Genomic DNA, 22,152 nt, shown 5'->3' on the forward strand with positions numbered 1-22,152 from the left:
ACCACCGCATCACGCTGGATAATGCCTGAGAGGATGGTTTTGATCTGCAGAGGTGTTACATCTTTCGCTTTGGTTTCTCGAGGGATAACCGTGTAGCACTCTTTTTCAAGACGCTTCAGAACATCAGCCCAGGTCCGCTTATTGTCGAGCTTCATCTTGTTAACGTAGCCATGCACCAGCTCTTCAAACGATCCTTGAGAGCGATGGATCTGCATAATGTGCTCTTCGGCCAGGCGTTGTTGCTCAAGCTCTTGTTGGGGCTCTTTTCCTTCAACAAGCCAGGCACCATACTTTTTCGCCAGCTCATTGGCTGTTACGAGTTTCATCTCAGGCCAGATGCCCAACTGAATGAATTTCTCTTTCTTCCCTTTCTCAACGTAGTAACGGAAATAAAAAACTTTGCTGCCTGAAGGCTGAACCTTAACGCCAAGCCTGCCGGTACCACGCTGAGCACTGTTGCTCCACACGTAGTACGACGTGCTTTTTGTCTTCAATCCACGTATAGCAGTCTCGGTAAGATTAGCGGCCATGAGGTTACCTTTCTAAGGATAAGCGTTACCTGACCCGATGCCCATTTTGGGTCAGGTAATGGGTCAGGTAACGATAGTACAATGAGGAGACGAGACAACCAATCAGAAACAAAAACAACATCATAACTGATTGATTATAGACAATTAAAAATACAATAAGCGTCAATAGCGAACGATTAGAAGCATGCCGATTTTATGACTCATAATCGCTTGGTCGTTGGTTCAAACCCAACAGGGGCCACCAGATAAAAAAGGGCTGACGAGAAATCGTCAGCCCTTTTACGTTGATAACATCAACCCTATCACCCCGCCTCAATTGCCTGGCGAATCTGTTGCAGCGCAGCCGGATCGTCGAGCGTCGTCAGATCCCCCGGATCGCGCCCTTCGCATATCGCCTGGATCGTACGGCGCAGCATTTTACCGGATCGCGTTTTCGGCAGCTGCGAGACAAACCAGACGTTCGCCGGGCGGCCAAAGTTGCCTATCTGGCTGTTCACCAGCGCCATGATCGCTTCTTTCTCTGAATGGGCGACGTCGCGATCGTCCAGGCTGTCGCTCTGTTTCGGGATCACAAACGCCACTGCCACCTGCCCTTTTAGCGCATCTTTGACGCCGACCACCGCCACTTCCGCGACGTTCGGATAGCTGGAAATACTCTCTTCTATCTCGCGTGTTCCCAGACGATGCCCGGCGACGTTTATCACATCGTCGGTACGGCCAAGAATGAAGTAATAGCCGTCGGCATCGCGGATGCCCCAATCAAAGGTGGCGTAGACCTGGCGGGAAAACAGCGACCAGTAGGTTTTCACAAAGCGTTCGTCATCGCCCCAGATAGTCTGGATGCAGCCCGGCGGCAGCGGCCCTTCGATCACCAGCATTCCTTTCTCGTTAACTCCGCACGGTTCACCGGTCACTTCGTTAAGCAGTTGGACGTTGTAGCCGTACATCGGTACGCCGGGGCTGCCAAGGCGTGAGGGTCTGTCGTCCAGCGCACGGGCAATCGCCATAATCGGCCAGCCGGATTCGGTCTGCCAGTAGTTGTCGATTACCGGCACGCCCAGCGTCTCGGTCACCCACGCGGCGGTCGGTTCGTCGAGCGGTTCTCCCGCCAGATACAGCGCCTCCAGCGAGGAGAGATCGTGGTGGCGAATCTGCGCGGTTGGGTACTTCTTCAACACGCGGATAGCGGTTGGCGCTGAGAACATGCGGTTGACCTGGTACTTCTCAACGATTTTCCACCACACGCTACAGTCGGGATAAACCGGCAGTCCTTCGTAGACAATGGTCGCCATGCCCGCCAGCAGCGGCGCGTAGACAATATAAGAGTGGCCGACCACCCAGCCGATATCCGAGGCGCAGAAGAATACGCCGCCCGCTTTGCCACCGAAAATGGTCGCCATCGAGGTTGCCAACGCCACCGCGTAGCCGCCCACATCGCGCTGTACGCCTTTCGGTTTGCCGGTGGTGCCAGAGGTATAGAGAATGCAGGACGTCTCGTTGGACTCAAGCCAGGCGACCGGTACTCGTGCCCCTTCATGCTGCTGACGCTGCGTAGCGAAATCGAGATCGCGCCCGGCAACACGCGCCATTTTCGCCAGTCCGCGATCCACCAGCAGTACGTGGCGTGGCTGATGCTGCGCCTGGTCAATGGCATCATCGAGCAGCTTTTTATACGGCATGATTTTGCCGCCGCGCGCGCCCGCGTCCGCCGAGACAATCAGCACCGGTCTGGCATCATCAATACGCGCCGCCACGCTGTGCGAGGCAAAGCCGCCGAACACCACCGAGTGAATGGCACCAATGCGCGCGCAGGCCAGCAGCGTTATCTGCGCTTCGGCAATCATCGGCATATAAACCAATACCCGGTCGCCGCGCTGAACACCCAGCGATAGCAGCATCGACGCCACCGCGTTCACTTCGTCATACAGCTGGCGAAAGGTAAATGTACGCTCCTCTTCGGTCTCCGACGAAACCGCGATCAGCGCCAGCGCGTCCGGCTGCTGGTCCAGCCAGCGGTCGATAGCGTTGTGACATAAGTTGGTGGTGCCACCGCAAAACCAGCGGGCAAACGGCGGATGGCTGCTATCCAGCGTCTGCGTAAAAGGCATCTGCCAGTCGATACGCTGGGCCTGCTCGGCCCAAAACGTCTCCGGCTCGGTAATGGAACGCTGATAAAACTCGCTAAAAGACATAATGCTCTCCTGTTGAACTTACGCCTGATGAGTCGTGTTTCAGATAACGAACAGATCCATATACTCATTCACCGGCATCTGCTCCAGACGGGTTCTGTCGAGGGAGACATCCAGAATGCGCTGCTGCTGGCGGGTTGGGAACTGACGCGCCAGGTTGATTTTGAATTTATCGATAAGCTTCGGAATACCGTCGGTGCGGCGGCGGGCGTGGCCAATCGGGTACTCTACGGCCACTTCTTCGAAGCGCGTACCGTCGGTGAATTCGAGGGTAATAGCATTGGCGATGGCCCGCTTATCCGGCGCGTGGTAGTCGGCGGTAAACGCCGGGTCTTCAAAGCAGGTAATCTTCTCGCGCAGAGCGTCGATACGTTTATCCTGCGCCACGCTGTCCTCGTAGTCCGCCGCGGTTAAGCGGCCGTACAGCAGTGGAATCGCCACCATGTACTGAATGCAGTGGTCACGGTCGGCCGGGTTATTCAGCGGACCTTTTTTATCGATGATACGAATACAGGCTTCGTGAGTGCGGATGGTCACCTTCTCGATATCGGCGGCCGTTTTGCCCGCCGCCTGCATCTTCTCATACAGCGTCATCGCCGCTTCTACCGCCGTCTGCGAGTGGAACTCCGCCGGGAAGGAGATTTTAAACAGCACGTTCTCCATCACGTAGGAGCCGTAAGGGCGCTGGAAGCGGAACGCTTCGCCCTTAAACGAGACATCATAGAAGCCCCAGGTTTTCGCCGTCAGCGCTGACGGATAGCCCATCTCTCCGGTCTTTGCCATCAGCGCCAACCGCACCGCGCGCGAGGTGGCGTCACCTGCCGCCCAGGATTTACGCGTGCCGGCATTCGGCGCATGACGATAGGTGCGCAGCGACTGACCGTCGACCCACGCCAGCGAGACGGCGTTAAGGATCTCATCGCGCGTCAGCCCCAGCATCTCCGCCACCACCGCGGTAGAGGCCACTTTCACCAGCAGCACGTGGTCAAGCCCCACGCGGTTGAAAGCGTTCTCGAGCGCAATACAGCCCTGAATTTCATGGGCTTTTATCATGCCGGTCAGCACCTGCTTCATGGTCAGCGGCGCTTTGCCTGCGGCCACCGCGTTGCGCGACAGCCAGTCCGCCGTTGCCAGGATCCCACCGAGGTTATCAGAAGGATGTCCCCACTCGGCGGCAAGCCAGGTATCGTTGAAATCAAGCCAGCGGATCATCGCGCCAATATTAAACGCCGCCTGCACCGGGTCGAGCTGGAACTGAGTGCCCGGCACGCGCACACCGTTCGGCACCACGGTGCCCGGAACAATCGGCCCCATCAGCTTTTTGCAGGCCGGATACTCCAGCGCTTCCAGCCCGCAGCCCAGCGTATCAAGCAGGCAGTAGTGGGCGGTGTCATAGGCCACTTTGGAGGTGATATCGTAGTGCATCACATAATCCACGATATCCACGATTTCACGGTCAAACTCCGGGCGAATATTCATCATCTGAGCGGACATAGGGTACTTTTCCTGTTTTTTTATCGTTAGTGGTTTGGGATTACTGACGCTTATCCAGCGGGACAAACTCACGGTCTTCCGGGCCGGTGTAGTTGGCGGAAGGACGGATAATTTTGTTGTCCTGGCGCTGTTCAATAATGTGCGCCGCCCAGCCGGTCACGCGGGCGATGACGAACAGCGGGGTGAACATCTCGGTCGGCACGCCCATCATGTTGTAGGAGACCGCCGAGAAGCAATCGAGGTTGGGGAACATCTTCTTGGTGTCCCACATCACCGATTCCAGACGGTCGGCGATGTTGTACATTTTGAGCGAACCGCCCTCCTGGGAAAGCTGTTTGGCAACGCGCTTAATGACCTGATGGCGCGGGTCGGCAATGGTGTAAACCGGATGACCAAAGCCAATCACCACTTCTTTGTTTTCCACGCGCTTGCGGATATCCGCTTCGGCTTCGTCCGGGGTTTCGTAACGCTGCTGAATTTCCAGCGACACCTCGTTAGCCCCGCCGTGTTTCGGGCCGCGCAGCGCGCCAATCGCACCAATAATCGCTGAATAGACGTCAGAACCGGTCCCGGCAATCACGCGGCTGGTAAAGGTGGAGGCGTTAAACTCGTGCTCGGCGTACAGCACCAGCGAGATATGCATCGCCTTTTCCCAGCTTGCCGACGGTTTTTCGCCGTGCAGAAGATGCAGGAAGTGACCGCCGACCGAATCGTCGTCGGTTTCCGGCTGGATGCGTTCGCCGTTGTGGCTGTAGTGGTACCAATAGAGGAGGATTGAGCTGAACGAGGCCAACAGCTTGTCGGCGATATCGCGCGCGCCGGAAACGGTATGCCCCTCTTTCTCTGGCAGCGTGCAGCCCAGTGCCGACACGCCGGTGCGCATCACGTCCATCGGATGCGAGGCCGCAGGAAGCGCCTCCAGCACGGTGCGCACGTTAGCTGGTAGGCCGCGCAGCGCTTTGAGCTTAATCTTGTAAGCTTGCAGCTCATCGCGGGTCGGCAGCTTGCCGTGAATCAGCAGATGGGCCACCTCTTCAAACTCGCAGTGCTCCGCTAAATCGAGAATATCGTAACCACGATAGTGCAGGTCGTTGCCGCTTTTGCCGACGGTGCACAGCGCAGTATTCCCCGCCGGTACGCCGGAAAGGGCGACGGATTTTTTAGGCTTAATGACATGGGTGCTATTTTGCAGGATCGATGTATCGCTCATGTTGTCCTCGTCATTATTGTCATAGGTAGGGTGCTGAGGGTGTTCGAGTAGGCCGGATAAACGCCTTATCAGGCCTACTTTTTGGTGTACAACGCGTCGAGCTTCTCTTCGTACTGGTAGTAGTTGATGCTTTCGTACAGCTCGTTGCGCGTCTGCATCATGTCGATAACGCTTTTCTGCGTACCTTCCTGACGCAGCACGTTATAGACCTGCTCGGCGGCGCGGTTCATCGCGCGGAAAGCCGAGAGCGGATAAAGCGCCATCGCCACGTGGGCGCTGCGCAGTTCATCGGTGGTAAACAGCGGCGTCGCGCCGAATTCGGTGATATTGGCGAGGATCGGCACCTGCACCGCGTCGGCAAACTGGCGATACATTGAAAGCTCAGTGATAGCCTCCGGGAACAGCATGTCGGCCCCCGCTTCCACATAGGCGCGAGCGCGATCGATAGCCGCCTCCAGCCCTTCCACCGCCAGCGCATCGGTACGCGCCATGATCACGAAGTCCGGGTCCGTACGCGCATCGACCGCCGCCCGAATGCGGTCGACCATCTCCTCTTTAGAAACGATCGCTTTGTTCGGTCGATGCCCGCAGCGCTTAGCGCCAATCTGATCTTCAATATGCAGCGCCGCGGCCCCGGCCTTGCTGATGGACTTCACGGTGCGCGCGACGTTAAACGCCGACGAGCCAAAACCGATATCCGCGTCCACCAGCAGCGGCAGCGGGCAGACGTCGGTGATACGGCGGATGTCGGTCAGCACGTCATCAAGGGTAGAAATCCCCAAATCCGGTAGCCCGAGGGAACCGGCCGCCACGCCGCCGCCGGAAAGATAAATAGCCTGATACCCGGCACGCTGGGCCAGCAGCGCGTGGTTGGCATTAATCGTGCCGACAATCTGCAAGGGGTTTTCTTTGGTCAGCGCAGCGCGGAAAGCCTGGCCTGGAGAGTGTAGAGACATATCCCGTCCTCTTGTTATCAACTTGTTACTTTCGGTTGATTCAGATAAAGCAAGGGATATGCCAACGCCTGTTTTCTGAGCGTCATTTATTTAACTCCTTTAATAACAAATAATTAATTAGTCTCTTCATTCTCAATGTCGATTAAAACGTGTCAGCTAACGTTTCACGAAACGTTCTATCGCGTTTCATTGCAACATTTATGAAACAAGTCTAAACCCAATATTCGGCCCCTTTTTTGAGCACGCTATGGCAGCCACATCGCTTCCACCGAGAGTGAATGACGACAGGCCGGTTATCTGGACGGTCTCGGTCACTCGTCTGTTCGAACTGTTTCGCGATATCAGCCTCGAATTCGATAATCAGGCGACCATTACCCCCATCCAGCTTGGTTTCGAAAAGGCGGTGAACTACATCCGCAAGAAGCTGGCGACCGAACGCTGCGACGCCATCATCGCCGCGGGCTCCAACGGCGCGTACCTGAAAAGCCGCCTTTCCGTGCCGGTTATCCTGATTAAACCCAGCGGCTTTGACGTACTACAGGCGCTGGCAAAAGCCGGAAAGCTCACCTCCTCCATCGGCATCGTGACCTATCAGCAGACGCTGCCTGCACTTATCGCCTTTCAAAAGACGTTTAACCTGCAGCTTGAGCAGCGTAGCTACGTCACTGAAGAAGACGCCCGAGGGCAAATCAACGAACTGAAGGCCAACGGCATAGACGCGGTCGTGGGCGCAGGGCTGATTACCGACCTCGCCGAAGAGGCGGGCATGACCGGAATCTTTATCTATTCCGAAGCCACCGTCCGCCAGGCCTTCAGCGATGCGCTGGAGATGACCCGTCTGACGCTGCGGCAAAGCGTCTACCCTGCGGCTGGCAGCGGTCTGCGCACACGCTATGCGCTGGACGACATGCGCGGGGAATCGGGGCCCATGGAACAGGTTCGCCACACCATCATGCTCTATGCGCGCTCTCGTGCGGCAGTGCTGATTCAGGGAGAAACCGGTACGGGGAAAGAGCTGGCGGCACAGGCCATTCACCGCGAATATTTCACGCGATTGGGCCACCGCCACGGCAAATCCTTTCCGCCGTTTGTCGCCGTGAACTGCGGTGCCATTGCCGAATCACTGCTGGAGGCCGAACTGTTTGGCTATGAAGAAGGCGCGTTTACCGGCTCACGGCGCGGCGGACGGGCCGGGCTGTTTGAAATTGCCCATGGCGGGACGCTGTTTCTGGACGAAATTGGCGAGATGCCCCTCCCCTTGCAGACGCGCCTGCTGCGCGTGCTGGAGGAAAAAGAGGTCACGCGCGTAGGCGGGCACCACCCCATTCCCGTCGAGGTACGGGTGATTAGCGCCACCCACTGTCATCTGGAAGCGGAGATGAAACGCGGGCAATTTCGCAATGACCTGTTTTATCGCCTCAGCATCTTACGCCTGAAGTTGTCACCGTTGCGCGAGCGCCTGGCAGACATTGTGCCGCTGGCGGAGGCGTTTCTGGTGCAGTCGCTGGCGGCCTTAGGGGTGCCGTTTAGCGAGGCGCTACGCAACGGGATGATGCAAAGCCAATCGGTTCTGCTGCGCTATAGCTGGCCCGGCAACGTCCGCGAGCTGCGTAATATGATGGAACGGTTGGCGCTTTTTTTAAGCGTTGAGCCGCAGCCCATGCTGGATAGCGATTTTTTACGGCAGTGCCTGCCTGAACTCGTCGCGCAAAACCTGGTGCCACCAGCACCAGACTCATTAAGCCCTCAACAGGTGCTCGCCCAGTTCAATGGCGATAAAACCGCGGCGGCACGCTATCTTGGCATCAGCCGTACGACGTTCTGGCGCAGACTCAAGGTCGGAGATTAGCCCGTGCGGCTGTGAAAGCGAGGGGGAGTAAAACAGGATGCCTTCACGCTTACGGTGAAAGCATCCGGGATAGGCTATTGGGATTTAAACAGGGTTAACTCACACCAGTGAGCGGAGCTCTTCACGCATGTAGGAAGAGAAGAATTCAGGGTTCTTAATCACCATATGCTCGCCGGATTCGACCTTCTCGGCCCATCCCGCCACTTTATCAGTAAATCCCTCGCTCCAGCCGTCCTGATGACCACGTTCAGCCACCGCCGCAGAGCTTGCGGGAACACCTAACTCTTTTAAATATTTCAGAATTCCCTTCGCTGTACTCTCATCCATGGACTGTGGTACTGGCTCAGACGTGTTCATACCACCAATGAAATCCAAAGCTTTATCAATGACTGCTGGCATATGCTTGTCCTTAAAATTAACCACGTAGTAAACAAGTCTATACTATGGACCGGAATCCAGCGCAATTTCAAAGGAACCGCTCACGTTATTGCATTTATTCTCGAACAGAAATCACGTTTTATACCCGTTTTGCGCAAGAAACGGTGCGCATTGCGCAAAAAAAAGCCGGTACAATATGTACCGGCTCAGTAGTCAGAACACTATCACGCGTTGCTGACCGGCGTTTGTTCCGCGCTGGATTTGGCGTTTTCCAGCATCCGGCGAACCGGCACAATCAGTACGCACAGCACCGCGGCACAGATCAGCAGCGCAATGGAGCAGCGAGCGAACAGGTCCGGCAGCATATCCAGCTGATCGGCCTTCACGTGACCACCAATCAGACCTGCCGCCAGGTTGCCCAGCGCGCTGGCGCAGAACCACAGCCCCATCATCTGGCCGCGCATTCTTTCCGGTGCCAGCAGCGTCATAGTCGCCAGACCAATCGGGCTCAGGCACAGCTCGCCAAGCGTCAGCATCAGGATACTGCCCACCAGCCACATCGGTGATACGCCAGCGCCGCCGTTGCTCAACACGTTCTGCGCTGCCAGCATCATCAGACCGAAGCCTGCTGCCGCACACAGAATACCGATAACGAACTTGGTGATACTGCCAGGACGGACGTTTTTACGCGCCAGTGCAGGCCAGGCCCAGCTAAATACCGGCGCCAGCAGGATGATGAACAGGGCATTAATTGACTGGAACCATACCGCTGGGATCTCGAAATCACCGATCATACGGTTGGTATAGTCGTTGGCAAACAGGTTGAACGACGTAGGTTTCTGCTCGAAGGCAGACCAGAAGAACGCCGCGGAGACCAGCAGAATAAAGCACACCAGCAGGCGCGCACGTTCTTTACGGCTCAAACCCGCGAAGGCAAACAGGTAGATGAAGTACAGCGCCACGGAAGCCGCAATCACGTACACCAGCACGCTGGCAACGGCCACCGGGTTAATCACAATGATGCCCTGGGCAATCAGGGTGATAATCACTGCTACACCCACCGCTAACGCCAGCAGCCATGCGCCAACGCCGTTTTTCTTCGCCACCGGGTTGTTCCAGGTAGAGTCGAGGCCCACTTCGCTGTCGTAGCGCTTCATTGCCGGAACGGCAAACACGCGGAAGATAACCAGCGCCACCAGCATCCCGATACCGCCGATGCCAAAGCCCCAGTGCCAGCCGTGGGATTTAATCAGCCAGCCGGAAATCAGCGGCGCGATAAATGACCCCATGTTGATGCCCATATAAAACAGCGAGAAGCCGCCGTCGCGACGGGCATCACCCTTTTTATACAGCGTGCCGACCATCACTGAGATACAGGTCTTGAACAGACCCGAGCCCAGTACGATAAACATCAGGCCGATAAAGAACAGGTTGTCACCCATAAAGGCCGACAGCGCGATCGACAGGTGGCCCAGCGCAATCAGAATAGAGCCGTACCACACCGCTTTTTGCTGGCCGAGCCAGTTATCAGCCAACCAGCCGCCCGGCAGCGCCGCCAGGTACATCGTTCCCGCGAAGATACCTACAATCGCCGAGGCGTTTTCACGCGCCAGTCCCATGCCGCCGTCATAGACGGTTGCCGCCATAAACAGGATCAGTAACGGGCGGATACCGTAAAACGAGAATCGCTCCCACATTTCGGTAAAGAACAGCGAACCCAGCGGGTACGGATGACCGAAAAAGGTCCGGCTTTCGTTTTTATTAACAGAGGAATGCATAGTTTCTCCAGAGAAGGTGCGTCGTAACGCAGGTAAGTCGTGTATGCGGGCTAACCATTTTTTAATTTTGTCGATGATTAACATCTGACACGGTATTTTTTAACCATTTGATAACCATTGCGTGGTCGTGTCTAGCCCTGGACCCGGTATTTTTAGACGAAAAGTCGACAAAGTTCTAGTTTTACAGATTTTGTATTGGAAACATGAATGTAGTGATTGACATCACATAACCACGATTTTACTCACAGTTAATTCATTAAAAACAATTAATTAGATAATAAATAATCATCAAATACAGCCCCAAATACGGGGCAAAATAATCGTATAAAAAGTGTGGAAAACAGGATGTTCATCATAATGATGAGGGGAGATCTGGATAAATCACGAGGAGAGAGAGGGCAGGAATGGGGTCGCGCTATCACATCATCGTATAGCGCAACCAGAATTTAGTTATTTCGCATGCCAGTAGGCACTTGAACGCACCAGCTGCGGGTCGATAGCGTCGGTAACAAAACCGTCGGTCAGACTTTTTACCACCTTCCCTTCACCGGTCAGCCAGATAAAGTAATCCGATTCCGGCACCGTGAGCTGTGCCAGGCGCGCGGCGACGGTGGCCACATCGTAGCCGGAAATCCACTCGATATTGAAGCCATCGAACCCGGCCAGATAGGCTTTATCCGCATCGTCTTTTACCATCACCAGCGCCGTCACCTGCGGACGCTCCGCTAACGTCTGCAGCGCTTCCAGACGGCGACGCAGCGCCGGCATACCGGTTTCATCGCAAACGTACAGCTGCCAGGCATAATCTTCCGGCACCACCAACGAACCGCGCGGGCCGCCGATAAGCAGCGTATCGCCCGCTTTTGCTTCCATTGCCCACTGGCTGGCGACGCCGCCGTCATGAATAAAGAAATCGTAGGCCAGCTCGTGGCGCTCGGCATTATAGAGCGGCGTATAGTCGCGGGCCTGCGGGCGCACGCCTTCTGCCCATACAATCCCTTCATCGGTCATCGTTGGTGGCGTCAGGGTGCTACCGGCCTGCGGGAAAAACAGCTTGGTGTGATCGTCAAAGCCGCGCGAACTAAAACCTTCCAGCGCCTCACCGCCCAGCACCACGCGCTGGAAGGCTTCACCCACGCGCTCCACGCGCAGGACGGTCAGTTCACGAAAACGAAGTTCATTGCGCACGCGCTGTGGGTATTTGTTCTCTTTCATTTGGCGTCTCTCTCACAAATAGATATATCTAAATCATTTGCAAATGATAATGATTGCCAACTAAACAGAAAGCAAGCTATTTTTAAGATATATGAACAGCGGCGCACAAAAAATCCGAACACAAAATTAAAATCATTAAAAATCAACACAATAAAAAATAACACGTTTTCGATATTGCTAAAGATATACATTTAGATATAAGTTAGATATATCTAAACAACGTAAGGATAAACATCATGAGACCTTTCTCTGATTCTGAACATCGCGGCCGTGGTGGTCGTGGACATCGCGGTGAACGCGGTGAGTGTGAACATCGTGGCGGGCGTGGCGAAGGTCACGGCGGCGGCGGACGTCGCCAGCGCTTCTTCGGCCACGGCGAGCTGCGTCTGGTGGTCCTCAGCATCCTGAAGGATAACGCCAGCCACGGCTATGAACTGATTAAAGCGATTGAAGCCCTGACCGAGGGCAATTACAGCCCAAGTCCCGGCGTTATCTACCCGACGCTCGACCTGCTCCAGGACCAGGGGCTGATTACGGTGCATGAAGAGGACGGCGGGCGTAAAAAAATCGCTATTACCGCCGAAGGCACCCAGACGCTGGAAGAAAATCAGGAACATCTGGAACACATTCAGGCGCGCCTGAAGTCCCGCATGGTGGGGCATGAACTGCGCAAAAACCCGCAGATGAAACGGGCGCTGGATAACTTTAAAGCCGTGCTAGACCTGAAGGTGAATCAGGGCGAGACAAGCGACGCGCAGTTGAAGCAGATTGTCGGCATTATCGACCGCGCGGCGCTCGAGATCTCGCAGTTGGATTAATGCAGGACGGTGACCGCATCCTGTAAACGGCTGGCGCGGTGTTTTACCATCGCCGATACGTTGGCGCTTTCTGCCACCAGTCCGGCGTTTTTCTGGGTGATCTCATCCAGCTTCGCCACGGCACGCGTTAAATCAGACAGCCCCGTGGCCTGTTCAGACGTAGATTGACTAATCTGCGCAATCAGCTGGGTGACATTCTGTACCTGCGAGACAATGTCATCCATCGTGCGCCCGGCAGCGTGAACCTGCTCGGAGCCCGACTGCACCTTGCTGGCGCTGGCCTCAATCAGCTGACGAATCTCGTTTGCCGCCGTCGCGCTACGGCTCGCCAGATGGCGAACTTCCCCGGCGACCACGGCAAACCCTCTCCCCTGCTCGCCCGCGCGCGCCGCTTCGACAGCGGCGTTCAGCGCCAGAATATTGGTCTGGAACGCGATATCGTTAATCAACGTGGTGATAGAACCAATGCGCTGCGTACTGTCAGCAATATCTTCCATGGTCTGCACCACCCGGTGCATCGCCTGACCGCCCTGCGCCGCCGCACCGCTGGCCGCCAGCGAGAGCTTATCGGCTTCGGCCGCCGTCTGGGAGTTATTCTGTACCGACGCCGCCATCTGGCTCATGGTCGCCACGGTTTGCTGTACGTTAACGACCGTTTCCTGAGTACGCTGATTCAGATCTTCGTTGCCGCGTGCCAGCACATCGCTGCCATCGCTCACGCTATTCACCTGCGTCGAGACATCGTTAATCAGCCAGCGGCACATCAGACCGAGCTGACCGACCGCACGTAGCGTCAGCCCCAGTTCATCGCTGCGCGGCAGCGGATCAACGCTGTTACGCTCGCCGGTCGCCACGCAGAGCGCCTGTCGCGCCACGTTTTCCACCGGGCGAACAATTTGCCATTCAAGCACCAGCGTGGTCAGCAGCAAAATCAGCGCCGACGCCAGCACCGCCATGACCGGCGCACTCAGGGCCAGCAGGCTGGCGGCCAGCAGCAGGTAGAACGCCGACATAATACTTCTGACCCGCCAACGGAGCGGGATAGCCGACAGTTTGCCCCACCAGCGTTTGCTGATAACACGTCCTTTATAAAGACGTTTATTGCTGCGGTCTTCACGAAGCGCCTGATACAGCGGCTCAACCGCCGCCACCTCTTCATCGCTGGCTTTCGTGCGAATCGACATGTAGCCAATCGTTTTACCATTACGCACCTGGGGGATGGCGTTCGCGCGCACCCAGTAATGGCCGCCGTGTTTCGGGCGATTTTTGACGATACCGCTCCACGGCTCGCCCTGCTTCAGGGTTCGCCACATGTCGGCAAAAGCCGCTTTTGGCATATCGGAATGACGCACCATATTGTGCGGCTGGCTCAGCATCTCGTGGCGGCTATAGCCACTCACCTTCACGAAGGCATCGTTTACGTGGGTGATATAGCTGTTGAGATCGGTGGTGGACATCAACGTGGTGTGGTCGTCCATCAGCGATTCGGACGAGTTTTGGTCGGGCAGGGTAGACATACGGACATCCTTTTCAGGTGCTAAGAGAAATGTATTACAATTGTTATATCGGAGGATATTAAATTAACCTTAATTGTTAATTTTGCGTTAGATCGCAAAATAGACAAAAGCCCTACTTTCCTCACGTCATTCTTTGCTGCTCATCCGTGGCGCAAAACCTGCCCTTTTGTGGGGCAATACGCCCGACAACCACGCACTGCCTCGTGACCGCTTTCACACTCTCTCGCTTCGCTGGACGATTAAATATTGTACAAGCACGATTTCCCCTGGCGTTTATCCCGATTTTCACCGCCAACGCTGAGATGGCGTAATCCCTGCAATACTTAAATCAGTATCGTGTGATACGTGATCCCCAGGAGCTTATTTTGAACAGGTTACCTTCCAGCGCATCGGCTCTGGCCTGCAGCGCACACGCACTGAATCTCATTGAAAAGCGAACGCTTGACCATGAGGAGATGAAAGCTCTTAACCAGGAGGTCAGGGAATACTTTAAAGAGCATGTGAATCCGGGGTTTTTAGAGTACCGAAAATCTGTAACAGCCGGTGGGGATTACGGAGCCGTAGAGTGGCAGGCGGGAGGGTTAAATACGCTTGTCGACACCCAGGGTCAGGAGTTTCTCGATTGCCTGGGCGGTTTTGGTATTTTCAACGTGGGGCACCGTAATCCAGTGGTGGTTTCCGCCGTACAGAATCAGCTCGCTAAACAACCGCTTCACAGCCAGGAACTGCTCGACCCGCTACGGGCGATGCTCGCCAAAACCCTGGCGGCACTGGCACCGGGTAAACTGAAGTACAGCTTCTTCAGCAACAGCGGCACCGAATCCGTAGAGGCGGCGCTGAAGCTCGCGAAAGCGTACCAGTCACCGCGCGGCAAGTTCACTTTTATTGCCACCAGCGGCGCATTCCACGGGAAATCGCTCGGGGCGCTGTCGGCCACCGCTAAGTCAACGTTCCGCAAGCCGTTTATGCCGTTACTGCCGGGCTTCCGCCACGTGCCGTTCGGCAATCTCGACGCCATGCGCACGATGCTCAGCGAATGCCAGAAAACCGGCGATGACGTTGCAGCAGTGATCCTCGAGCCCATCCAGGGTGAAGGTGGCGTGATTCTGCCACCGCAGGGCTACCTGCCGGCCGTGCGTAAACTGTGCGATGAGTTTGGCGCGCTGCTTATCTTCGACGAAGTGCAAACCGGTATGGGACGCACCGGCAAGATGTTTGCCTGTGAGCATGAGAACGTTCAGCCGGACATTCTGTGCCTGGCGAAGGCACTCGGCGGCGGCGTAATGCCGATCGGCGCGACCATCGCCACCGAAGAGGTATTCTCGGTGCTGTTCGATAACCCGTTCCTGCACACCACCACCTTTGGCGGTAACCCGCTGGCCTGTGCGGCCGCGCTGGCGACCATCAACGTGCTGCTGACCGAAAACCTGCCTGCTCAGGCGGAACAGAAAGGCGATATTCTGCTGGACGGTTTCCGCAGTATGGCGCGTGAATATCCGGATCTGGTCCGTGAAGCGCGCGGCAGAGGCATGCTGATGGCCATTGAGTTTGTCGATAACGAAATCGGCTATAACTTTGCCAGCGAGATGTTCCGCCAGCGCGTGCTGGTTGCCGGAACGCTCAACAACGCCAAGACCATTCGCATCGAGCCACCGTTGACCTTAACGATGGAACAGTGCGACCAGGTGCTTAAGGCGGCGCGTAACGCGCTGGCGGCCCTGCGCGTCAGCCAGAATCAGGTTGCCACCGAGCAGTAAACTCACGCCCCCTACCGTTTGGTTGGGGGCGTTCTTTGAATCCCATCACAATCATCGCATTCCCCTTTTCCCTTTTTCCCGCCGACGGCTAAATTAGTAACTCATCCGACCACATAACAATAATTTCACATACTGGACATCCTTATGAGCTATCCGTCGCTGTTCGCCCCGCTCGATCTTGGTTTTACCCAGCTGAAAAACCGCGTGCTGATGGGCTCGATGCATACCGGGCTGGAAGAGTATCCCGATGGCGCGGAGCGTCTGGCGGCGTTCTACGCCGAGCGCGCGCGCCACGGCGTGGCGCTGATCGTCAGCGGCGGTATCGCCCCGGATGCGACCGGCGTAGGGATGGCGGGCGGCGCGATGCTGAACGATGTGAGTCAATTGCCGCACCACCGCACGATTACCGACGCCGTCCATCAGGAAGGCGGCAAAATTGCGCTGCAAATCCTGCATACCGGCCGCTACAGCTACCAGCCAAATCTGGTCGCCCCTTCCCCGCTTCAGGCGCCGATCAACCGCTTTACGCCGCGCGAACTCACGCACGAAGGCATTCTGGCGCTTATCGACGACTTCGCCCACTGCGCCCAACTGGCGCGGGAAGCAGGCTACGACGGCGTGGAGGTGATGGGCTCGGAAGGCTACCTGATTAACGAATTTCTCGCCGCCCGCACTAACCAGCGCGACGATCAATGGGGCGGCAGCTACGACAACCGCATGCGCTTCGCGGTAGAAGTGGTGCGCGCCGTGCGCCAGCGCGTCGGGAAAGACTTTATTATTATCTACCGCCTGTCGATGCTCGACCTGGTGGATAACGGCGGCACCTTTGATGAAACCGTACGCCTCGCCCAGGCGATCGAAGCCGCGGGCGCAACGATCATCAACACCGGGATCGGCTGGCACGAAGCGCGGATCCCGACCATCGCCACGCCGGTGCCGCGCGGTGCGTTTAGCTGGGTGACACGCAAGTTAAAAGGTTTGGTGACCGTCCCGCTGATTACCACCAACCGCATTAACGATCCGCAGGTGGCGAACGATATTCTGGCGCGCGGCGATGCCGACATGGTATCGATGGCGCGTCCATTCCTCGCTGACGCCGAGCTGCTGTCAAAAGCCCAGTCGGGGCGCAGCGATGAGATCAACACCTGCATCGGCTGTAACCAGGCCTGTCTGGATCAGATCTTTGTCGGTAAGGTGACCTCATGCCTGGTCAACCCGCGCGCCTGCCACGAAACCAAAATGCCGATCCTTCCTGCCACCACACGTAAAAACCTGGCGGTCGTCGGCGCGGGCCCGGCGGGGCTGGCCTTTGCTATCAATGCTGCCGCACGCGGTCATCAGGTCACGCTATTTGACGCCAGCGCAGAAATTGGCGGGCAGTTTAATATCGCCAAGCAGATCCCCGGCAAAGAGGAGTTTTACGAAACGCTGCGCTACTACCGCCGGATGCTCGACGTCACCGGCGTCACGCTGAAGCTTAACCAGCGCGTCGGCGCCGACGATCTCCTCGGTTTTGATGAAGTGATCCTGTCGACCGGGATCGCACCGCGCAAGCCGCCGATCGAGGGGATCGAACATGCTAAAGTGCTGACCTATCTGGACGTTCTGCGCGATAAAGCACCGGTAGGGCAACGCGTGGCAATTATCGGTTGCGGCGGCATCGGCTTTGATACGGCGATGTACTTAAGCCAGCCCGGCGACTCCACCAGCCAGAATATCGCCGAGTTTTGCGTGGAATGGGGTATCGATACCAGCCTGTTGCAGTCAGGCGGCCTGCGCCCGGAAGGGCCGCATCTGGCCCGCAGCCCGCGGCAGATTGTGATGCTGCAACGTAAAGCCAGCAAGCCGGGCGAAGGATTAGGCAAAACCACCGGCTGGATCCACCGCACCACTCTGCTTTCACGCGGCGTGAAGATGATCCCGGCGGTCAGCTACCAGAAGATAGACGATGAGGGGCTGCACGTTGAGATAGGCGGCGAAGCGCAGGTGTTAGCGGTTGATAATGTGATTATCTGTGCCGGTCAGGAGCCAAACCGTACGTTGCACGAACCACTGCTGGCGGCGGGTAAGACGGTGCATCTTATCGGCGGTTGTGACGTAGCAAGCGAGTTGGATGCCCGACGGGCGATTGCGCAGGGGACGAAGCTGGCGCTAAGTATTTAAGCCAGCCAGCCCCTGGCGTCGCGCTCGCTCGGCCGGGCTACGAACGCGACGCTGGGAAGGCGCTATCTCATTAACGACGACGACCCAACTTCACCGCTTTCAGGATCACAAACTTGTTGTTGGTGGCGATGGTTTCGCAGTTGCCAAAAATCTTCTTCAGCTTGTGGAAGTAGTCCAAATGACGGTTCGCCACGATATACAGCTCGCCGTTAATTTTCAGGCAGCGACGGGCGTGGTGGAACATCTCCCACGCGATGTTATCGGTCAGCGCATGCTTCTGGTGGAACGGCGGGTTGCAGAACACCGCGTTGAAGCGGAACGGTTCTACGCCAGAGAGCGCGTTGTTAATCATAAACTCGCTGCGATCCAGCGCGTCCGGCAGGTTGGTTTCCACATTCAGACGGCTGGAAGCGACCGCCATCGGTGATTCATCAACGAATACCACGCTAGCTTCTGGGTTTTTCGCCAGCAGCGTCATACCCAGCACACCGTTACCGCAGCCAAGATCGACAATCTCGCCTTCCAGGTTCTCCGGCAGGTGCCCCATAAAGAAGCGCGCGCCGATATCCAGCCCGGTACGGGAGAAGACGTTCGCATGGTTGTGAATGGTCCAGTCGGTGCCTTCCAGCTTCCAGCTCAGGGTCTGAGCCGTGTCAGCCAGTGCCGGTTTAGTAAAGGTACCGTTAATCAGGCGCGCCTTTTTCCATGCCAGCGTGGTGGTGGTTGGGCCCAGCACCTTTTCAAACAGCTCAAGGGTAGAGGTGTGGATATCGCGCGCCTTCGCACCGGCGATAATGCGCGTTTCTGGCGTGACCACCTCGCGCAACGCACGCAGCTGCTGCTCCAGCAGCGCCATGGTTTTCGGCAGCTTAATCAGTACGACGCCCGGCGCCTGCGGGTATTCCGCGGTGCTGTCGAGGAATTTCACGCTCGACTCAGCAATGTCGTTATGGCGCAGGTTCTCACGCGTCCCCAGCTCGCTTAAGTAGGAGTCGCCAATGCTGTACGGCGTATGTTCCGCCAGCGCGCAGGCCAGCGCACCGAAGGTATCATTCAGGATAAGCACCGGGCCGCGAATCTCAGTATCGTCCAGCTGTTGCAGCAGATATTCATCGGCTGCTTCCCACGCCAGCAGTGGGTTAACGTCGTCCGTCTCCGGGAAACGTTTAAGTGTCAGTGAACGGAAACCGTTGTCTGTGTGGCTCATCGGCCCTCCTGAATGGTAAAATTTCGGCGTATCCCTGAAAAGGGTGCGTGAGTATACACTTTTATGATTTGCGTGGACATGAATGAACCAACTAACTTACCTCCAGGGCTACCCCGAGCACTTGCTTGCTCAGGTCCGTACATTGATTACCGAACGGCGTCTGGGGGCGGTGCTGGAAAAACGCTATCCGGGTACCCACGATTTCGCCACCGATAAAGCCCTCTGGCAGTACACCCAAGATCTGAAAAGCCAGTTCCTGCGTAACGCGCCGCCGATCAATAAAGTGATGTACGACAATAAGATCCACGTGCTGAAGAACGCGCTGGGGCTGCACACTGCGGTATCACGCGTGCAGGGCGGTAAGCTGAAAGCGAAAGCCGAGATCCGCGTGGCCACCGTATTTCGCAACGCGCCGGAAGCCTTTTTGAAGATGATCGTCGTGCATGAGCTGGCGCATCTGAAAGAAAAAGAGCATGACAAAGCGTTCTATCAGCTGTGCTGCTACATGGAGCCGCAGTACCACCAGCTGGAGTTTGATACCCGCTTGTGGCTGACGCACCTTTCGTTAAAGGAAACTGCGTAGTCGCCCACTGGCAATGTCATAAAGGCGTGTTACATTGACGAAAGAATCCCTTTATGGAGCCAGAAGGCGTTTATGATACGTTTCGCAGTGATTGGGACAAACTGGATCACCCGCCAGTTTGTCGATGCCGCGCATGAGACCGGCAAGTACAAGTTGACCGCCGTCTATTCCCGCAGCCTTGAGCAGGCGCAGACCTTCGCCAACGATTATCCCGTCGAACATCTGTTTACGTCGCTGGACGCCATGGCGCAAAGCGAAGACATTGACGCGGTTTATATCGCTAGCCCTAACTCGCTCCACTTCCCGCAGACTAAGCTGTTTTTACAGCATAAAAAGCATGTGATTTGCGAGAAGCCGCTGGCCTCCAACCTGCATGAAGTCGAGCAGGCTATCGCCCTCGCCCGGGAAAATCAGGTGGTGCTGTTTGAAGCGTTCAAAACCGCCAGCCTGCCTAACTTCCAGATTTTGCAGCAGTCGCTGGAGAAAGTCGGCCCGGTTCGTAAGGCGTTTATTAACTACTGCCAGTACTCCTCGCGCTACCAGCGCTATCTGGACGGCGAAAACCCGAACACCTTTAACCCGGCCTTCTCTAACGGCTCAATCATGGATATCGGTTTTTACTGCCTGGCCTCTGCGGTAGCGCTGTGGGGTGAGCCGAAACAGGTGCAGGCTTCTGCCAGCCTGCTCGATAGCGGCGTTGATGCGCACGGTATCGCGGTGCTCGACTATGGTGATTTCAGCGTGACGTTGCAGCACTCTAAGGTCAGCGACTCTACCCTGCCGAGCGAAATCCAGGGTGAAGCGGGCGCGCTGGTGATTGAGAGGATCTCCGAGTGCCAGAAAGTCGCTTTCATCCCGCGCGGCAGCAAGGCGCAGGATCTCAGCCAGCCTCAGCATATTAATACTATGCTGTATGAAGCCGAGGAGTTTGCGCGCCTGGTCGAAAACAACGAAGTGGACCACCCTGCTCTTGAAGTGAGCCGTATCACCGCGAAGGTTCAGACGGAAATTCGTCGCCAGACCGGCGTTGTCTTCCCGGCGGATGCGCCTGCCGCGTAAAACAACGTAAAGCACATGTTGCAGGCCATTGACGAAATCAATGGCCTGTCATATTTTGTTACGTGCAAAGGGGAGTAACTTCCTTGTCGGTGGATCGTCATTACGATACGTGCAAAACCGTATCCGGTCGCCGAGCAACGGAAAACGAATGCGCTACCGCATTCGTTTTTAGTTGTAAGTGAGACCTTGCCGGAAGGCGAGGTCTATGCATAAAAAAGCAGCGGCTATCGTCTTCTGACGTTAGCCGTTTTTTTATGCGTAAGGAAAATTCTATGAATACAGTCGGCACACCGTTGCTGTGGGGCGGATTCGCTGTCGTCGTGGTGATTATGCTCGCTATCGACCTGTTCCTGCAGGGCCGTCGCGGCGCGCACACCATGTCCATGAAGCAGGCGGCAGCCTGGTCTCTGGTGTGGGTCACCCTCTCATTACTGTTTAACGCTGCGTTCTGGTGGTATCTGGCACAAACCCAGGGCCGCGCGGTGGCTGACCCGCAGGCGCTAGCCTTCCTCACCGGTTATCTGATTGAGAAATCGCTGGCGGTGGACAACGTCTTCGTCTGGTTGATGCTGTTCAGCTACTTCTCTGTGCCTGCGGCATTGCAGCGCCGCGTGCTGGTTTACGGCGTGCTGGGTGCGATCGTGCTGCGTACTATCATGATCTTCGCAGGAAGCTGGCTTATCTCCCAGTTTGAATGGTTGCTCTATCTCTTTGGCGCGTTCCTGCTGTTCACCGGGATTAAGATGGCGCTGGCGAAAGAAGATGAAGGCGGAATTGGCGATAAACCGCTGGTGCGCTGGCTGCGCGGGCATCTGCGGATGACCGACAAAATCGAGAACGAGCACTTCTTTACCCGTAGAAACGGCGTGCTGTTTGCGACGCCGCTGCTGCTGGTATTGATTCTGGTGGAGTTGAGCGACGTCATCTTCGCAGTCGACAGCATCCCGGCTATCTTTGCGGTCACCACCGATCCGTTTATCGTGCTGACCTCTAACCTGTTCGCGATCCTCGGTCTTCGCGCGATGTACTTCCTGCTGGCAGGCGTGGCCGAGCGCTTCTCCATGCTGAAATACGGGCTGTCGATTATCCTGGTATTTATCGGTATCAAGATGCTGATCGTCGATTTCTACCATATCCCGATTTCGGTATCGCTGGGCGTGGTCGGTGGGATCCTGGCATTCACCCTGATCCTCAATGCGTGGGTTAACCATCGTAACGACCTGAAAAAGCAAAAAATGTAACCCGTAGCCCGGCCGAGCGCAGCGACGCCGGGAATAGCGCCAAGCCCCGGCGTCGGCGTAAACGCCTCGCCCGGGCTATCTCCATCCTGCTAATTACGTCACACATTGTAAATTATTGGTTAAATAATATGACGTGTGGCGTAAATTCCAGCATTTTGTACTTCCCCAAACCGCGACTTTCCTTATACTCGATCGAGCAAACACTTTT

17 protein-coding genes are annotated in these 22,152 nt (G+C 56.3%); 7 read left to right on the top strand and 10 right to left on the bottom strand.

Features of this window, described 5'->3' with window-relative positions; translation table 11 throughout:
• From RDN66_RS22300 to prpB, 5 genes are all read right to left on the bottom strand, one after another.
• Window positions 1-530 (bottom strand): Arm DNA-binding domain-containing protein (locus RDN66_RS22300; RefSeq protein ID WP_049019394.1); only part of this gene is annotated, 530 nt, incomplete at its 3' end.
• 302 nt (window positions 531-832) lie between these two features.
• Window positions 833-2,722 carry a propionate--CoA ligase gene (prpE, locus tag RDN66_RS22305; RefSeq protein ID WP_202217156.1) on the bottom strand — a complete coding sequence of 630 codons (1,890 nt, stop codon included), beginning with the start codon at window positions 2,720-2,722 and terminating at the stop codon, window positions 833-835.
• 39 nt (window positions 2,723-2,761) lie between these two features.
• On the bottom strand, window positions 2,762-4,213 hold the full coding sequence (locus RDN66_RS22310; RefSeq protein ID WP_202217155.1) for a bifunctional 2-methylcitrate dehydratase/aconitate hydratase: 1,452 nt from the start codon (window positions 4,211-4,213) through the stop codon (window positions 2,762-2,764).
• A gap of 40 nt (window positions 4,214-4,253) precedes the next feature.
• Window positions 4,254-5,423 carry a 2-methylcitrate synthase gene (prpC, locus tag RDN66_RS22315; RefSeq protein ID WP_308538193.1) on the bottom strand — a complete coding sequence of 390 codons (1,170 nt, stop codon included), beginning with the start codon at window positions 5,421-5,423 and terminating at the stop codon, window positions 4,254-4,256.
• Window positions 5,424-5,497: 74 nt separating this feature from the next.
• Window positions 5,498-6,379 carry a methylisocitrate lyase gene (gene prpB, locus RDN66_RS22320; RefSeq protein WP_035897332.1) on the bottom strand — a complete coding sequence of 294 codons (882 nt, stop codon included), beginning with the start codon at window positions 6,377-6,379 and terminating at the stop codon, window positions 5,498-5,500.
• 247 nt (window positions 6,380-6,626) lie between these two features.
• Between prpB and prpR the strand changes: the two genes are divergently transcribed.
• Window positions 6,627-8,228, top strand: a complete 1,602-nt coding sequence (gene prpR, locus RDN66_RS22325; RefSeq protein WP_202217153.1) for a propionate catabolism operon regulatory protein PrpR — start codon at window positions 6,627-6,629, stop codon at window positions 8,226-8,228.
• A 99-nt stretch (window positions 8,229-8,327) separates the two neighbouring features.
• Here prpR and RDN66_RS22330 read toward each other — a convergent pair whose 3' ends face one another.
• The 3 genes from RDN66_RS22330 to RDN66_RS22340 all read right to left on the bottom strand — a co-directional run bounded on the left by RDN66_RS22330 (window position 8,328) and on the right by RDN66_RS22340 (window position 11,599).
• Window positions 8,328-8,627 (bottom strand): DUF1889 family protein, encoded by a 300-nt coding sequence (locus RDN66_RS22330; RefSeq protein ID WP_035897195.1) that lies wholly within the window; start codon window positions 8,625-8,627, stop codon window positions 8,328-8,330.
• Between the two features lie 203 nt (window positions 8,628-8,830).
• A complete protein-coding gene (locus RDN66_RS22335; RefSeq protein WP_123652310.1) occupies window positions 8,831-10,384 on the bottom strand; it encodes a peptide MFS transporter in 1,554 nt (517 codons plus the stop codon).
• Between the two features lie 450 nt (window positions 10,385-10,834).
• Complete coding sequence (locus tag RDN66_RS22340) at window positions 10,835-11,599, bottom strand: siderophore-interacting protein (RefSeq protein ID WP_202217152.1); 765 nt, start codon at window positions 11,597-11,599, stop codon at window positions 10,835-10,837.
• Window positions 11,600-11,835: 236 nt separating this feature from the next.
• Between RDN66_RS22340 and RDN66_RS22345 the strand changes: the two genes are divergently transcribed.
• On the top strand, window positions 11,836-12,417 hold the full coding sequence (locus RDN66_RS22345; RefSeq protein ID WP_035897187.1) for a PadR family transcriptional regulator: 582 nt from the start codon (window positions 11,836-11,838) through the stop codon (window positions 12,415-12,417).
• On the opposite strand, the gene RDN66_RS22350 is transcribed toward RDN66_RS22345, so the two are convergent.
• Window positions 12,414-13,934: a PAS domain-containing methyl-accepting chemotaxis protein gene (locus RDN66_RS22350; RefSeq protein WP_202217151.1), complete on the bottom strand. Its 1,521-nt coding sequence runs from the start codon at window positions 13,932-13,934 to the stop codon at window positions 12,414-12,416. The genes RDN66_RS22345 and RDN66_RS22350 overlap by 4 nt on opposite strands.
• Before the next feature lie 365 nt (window positions 13,935-14,299).
• Between RDN66_RS22350 and ygjG the strand changes: the two genes are divergently transcribed.
• Together ygjG and RDN66_RS22360 are read left to right on the top strand one after the other, a co-directional pair.
• Window positions 14,300-15,691: a putrescine aminotransferase gene (gene ygjG / locus RDN66_RS22355; protein ID WP_035897184.1), complete on the top strand. Its 1,392-nt coding sequence runs from the start codon at window positions 14,300-14,302 to the stop codon at window positions 15,689-15,691.
• A 144-nt stretch (window positions 15,692-15,835) separates the two neighbouring features.
• Window positions 15,836-17,854, top strand: coding sequence for an NADPH-dependent 2,4-dienoyl-CoA reductase (locus tag RDN66_RS22360; protein ID WP_202217150.1), 2,019 nt, complete (start codon window positions 15,836-15,838; stop codon window positions 17,852-17,854).
• 70 nt (window positions 17,855-17,924) lie between these two features.
• On the opposite strand, the gene rlmG is transcribed toward RDN66_RS22360, so the two are convergent.
• On the bottom strand, window positions 17,925-19,061 hold the full coding sequence (gene rlmG, locus RDN66_RS22365; protein WP_202217149.1) for a 23S rRNA (guanine(1835)-N(2))-methyltransferase RlmG: 1,137 nt from the start codon (window positions 19,059-19,061) through the stop codon (window positions 17,925-17,927).
• An 82-nt stretch (window positions 19,062-19,143) separates the two neighbouring features.
• Here rlmG and RDN66_RS22370 point away from each other — a divergent pair, with 82 nt between their 5' ends.
• From RDN66_RS22370 to RDN66_RS22380, 3 genes are all read left to right on the top strand, one after another.
• Entirely contained in the window at window positions 19,144-19,644 is a 501-nt protein-coding gene (locus RDN66_RS22370; RefSeq protein WP_123652314.1) for a YgjP-like metallopeptidase domain-containing protein, read from the top strand.
• A 72-nt stretch (window positions 19,645-19,716) separates the two neighbouring features.
• Window positions 19,717-20,703 (top strand): Gfo/Idh/MocA family protein, encoded by a 987-nt coding sequence (locus RDN66_RS22375; RefSeq protein WP_202217147.1) that lies wholly within the window; start codon window positions 19,717-19,719, stop codon window positions 20,701-20,703.
• A 272-nt stretch (window positions 20,704-20,975) separates the two neighbouring features.
• Window positions 20,976-21,944: a TerC family protein gene (locus RDN66_RS22380; protein ID WP_115073708.1), complete on the top strand. Its 969-nt coding sequence runs from the start codon at window positions 20,976-20,978 to the stop codon at window positions 21,942-21,944.
• Window positions 21,945-22,152: the final 208 nt, after the last annotated feature.

This window comes from uncultured Kluyvera sp. (assembly GCF_902485085.1).
In the GTDB taxonomy this organism is placed as follows: domain Bacteria; phylum Pseudomonadota; class Gammaproteobacteria; order Enterobacterales; family Enterobacteriaceae; genus Kluyvera; species Kluyvera ascorbata.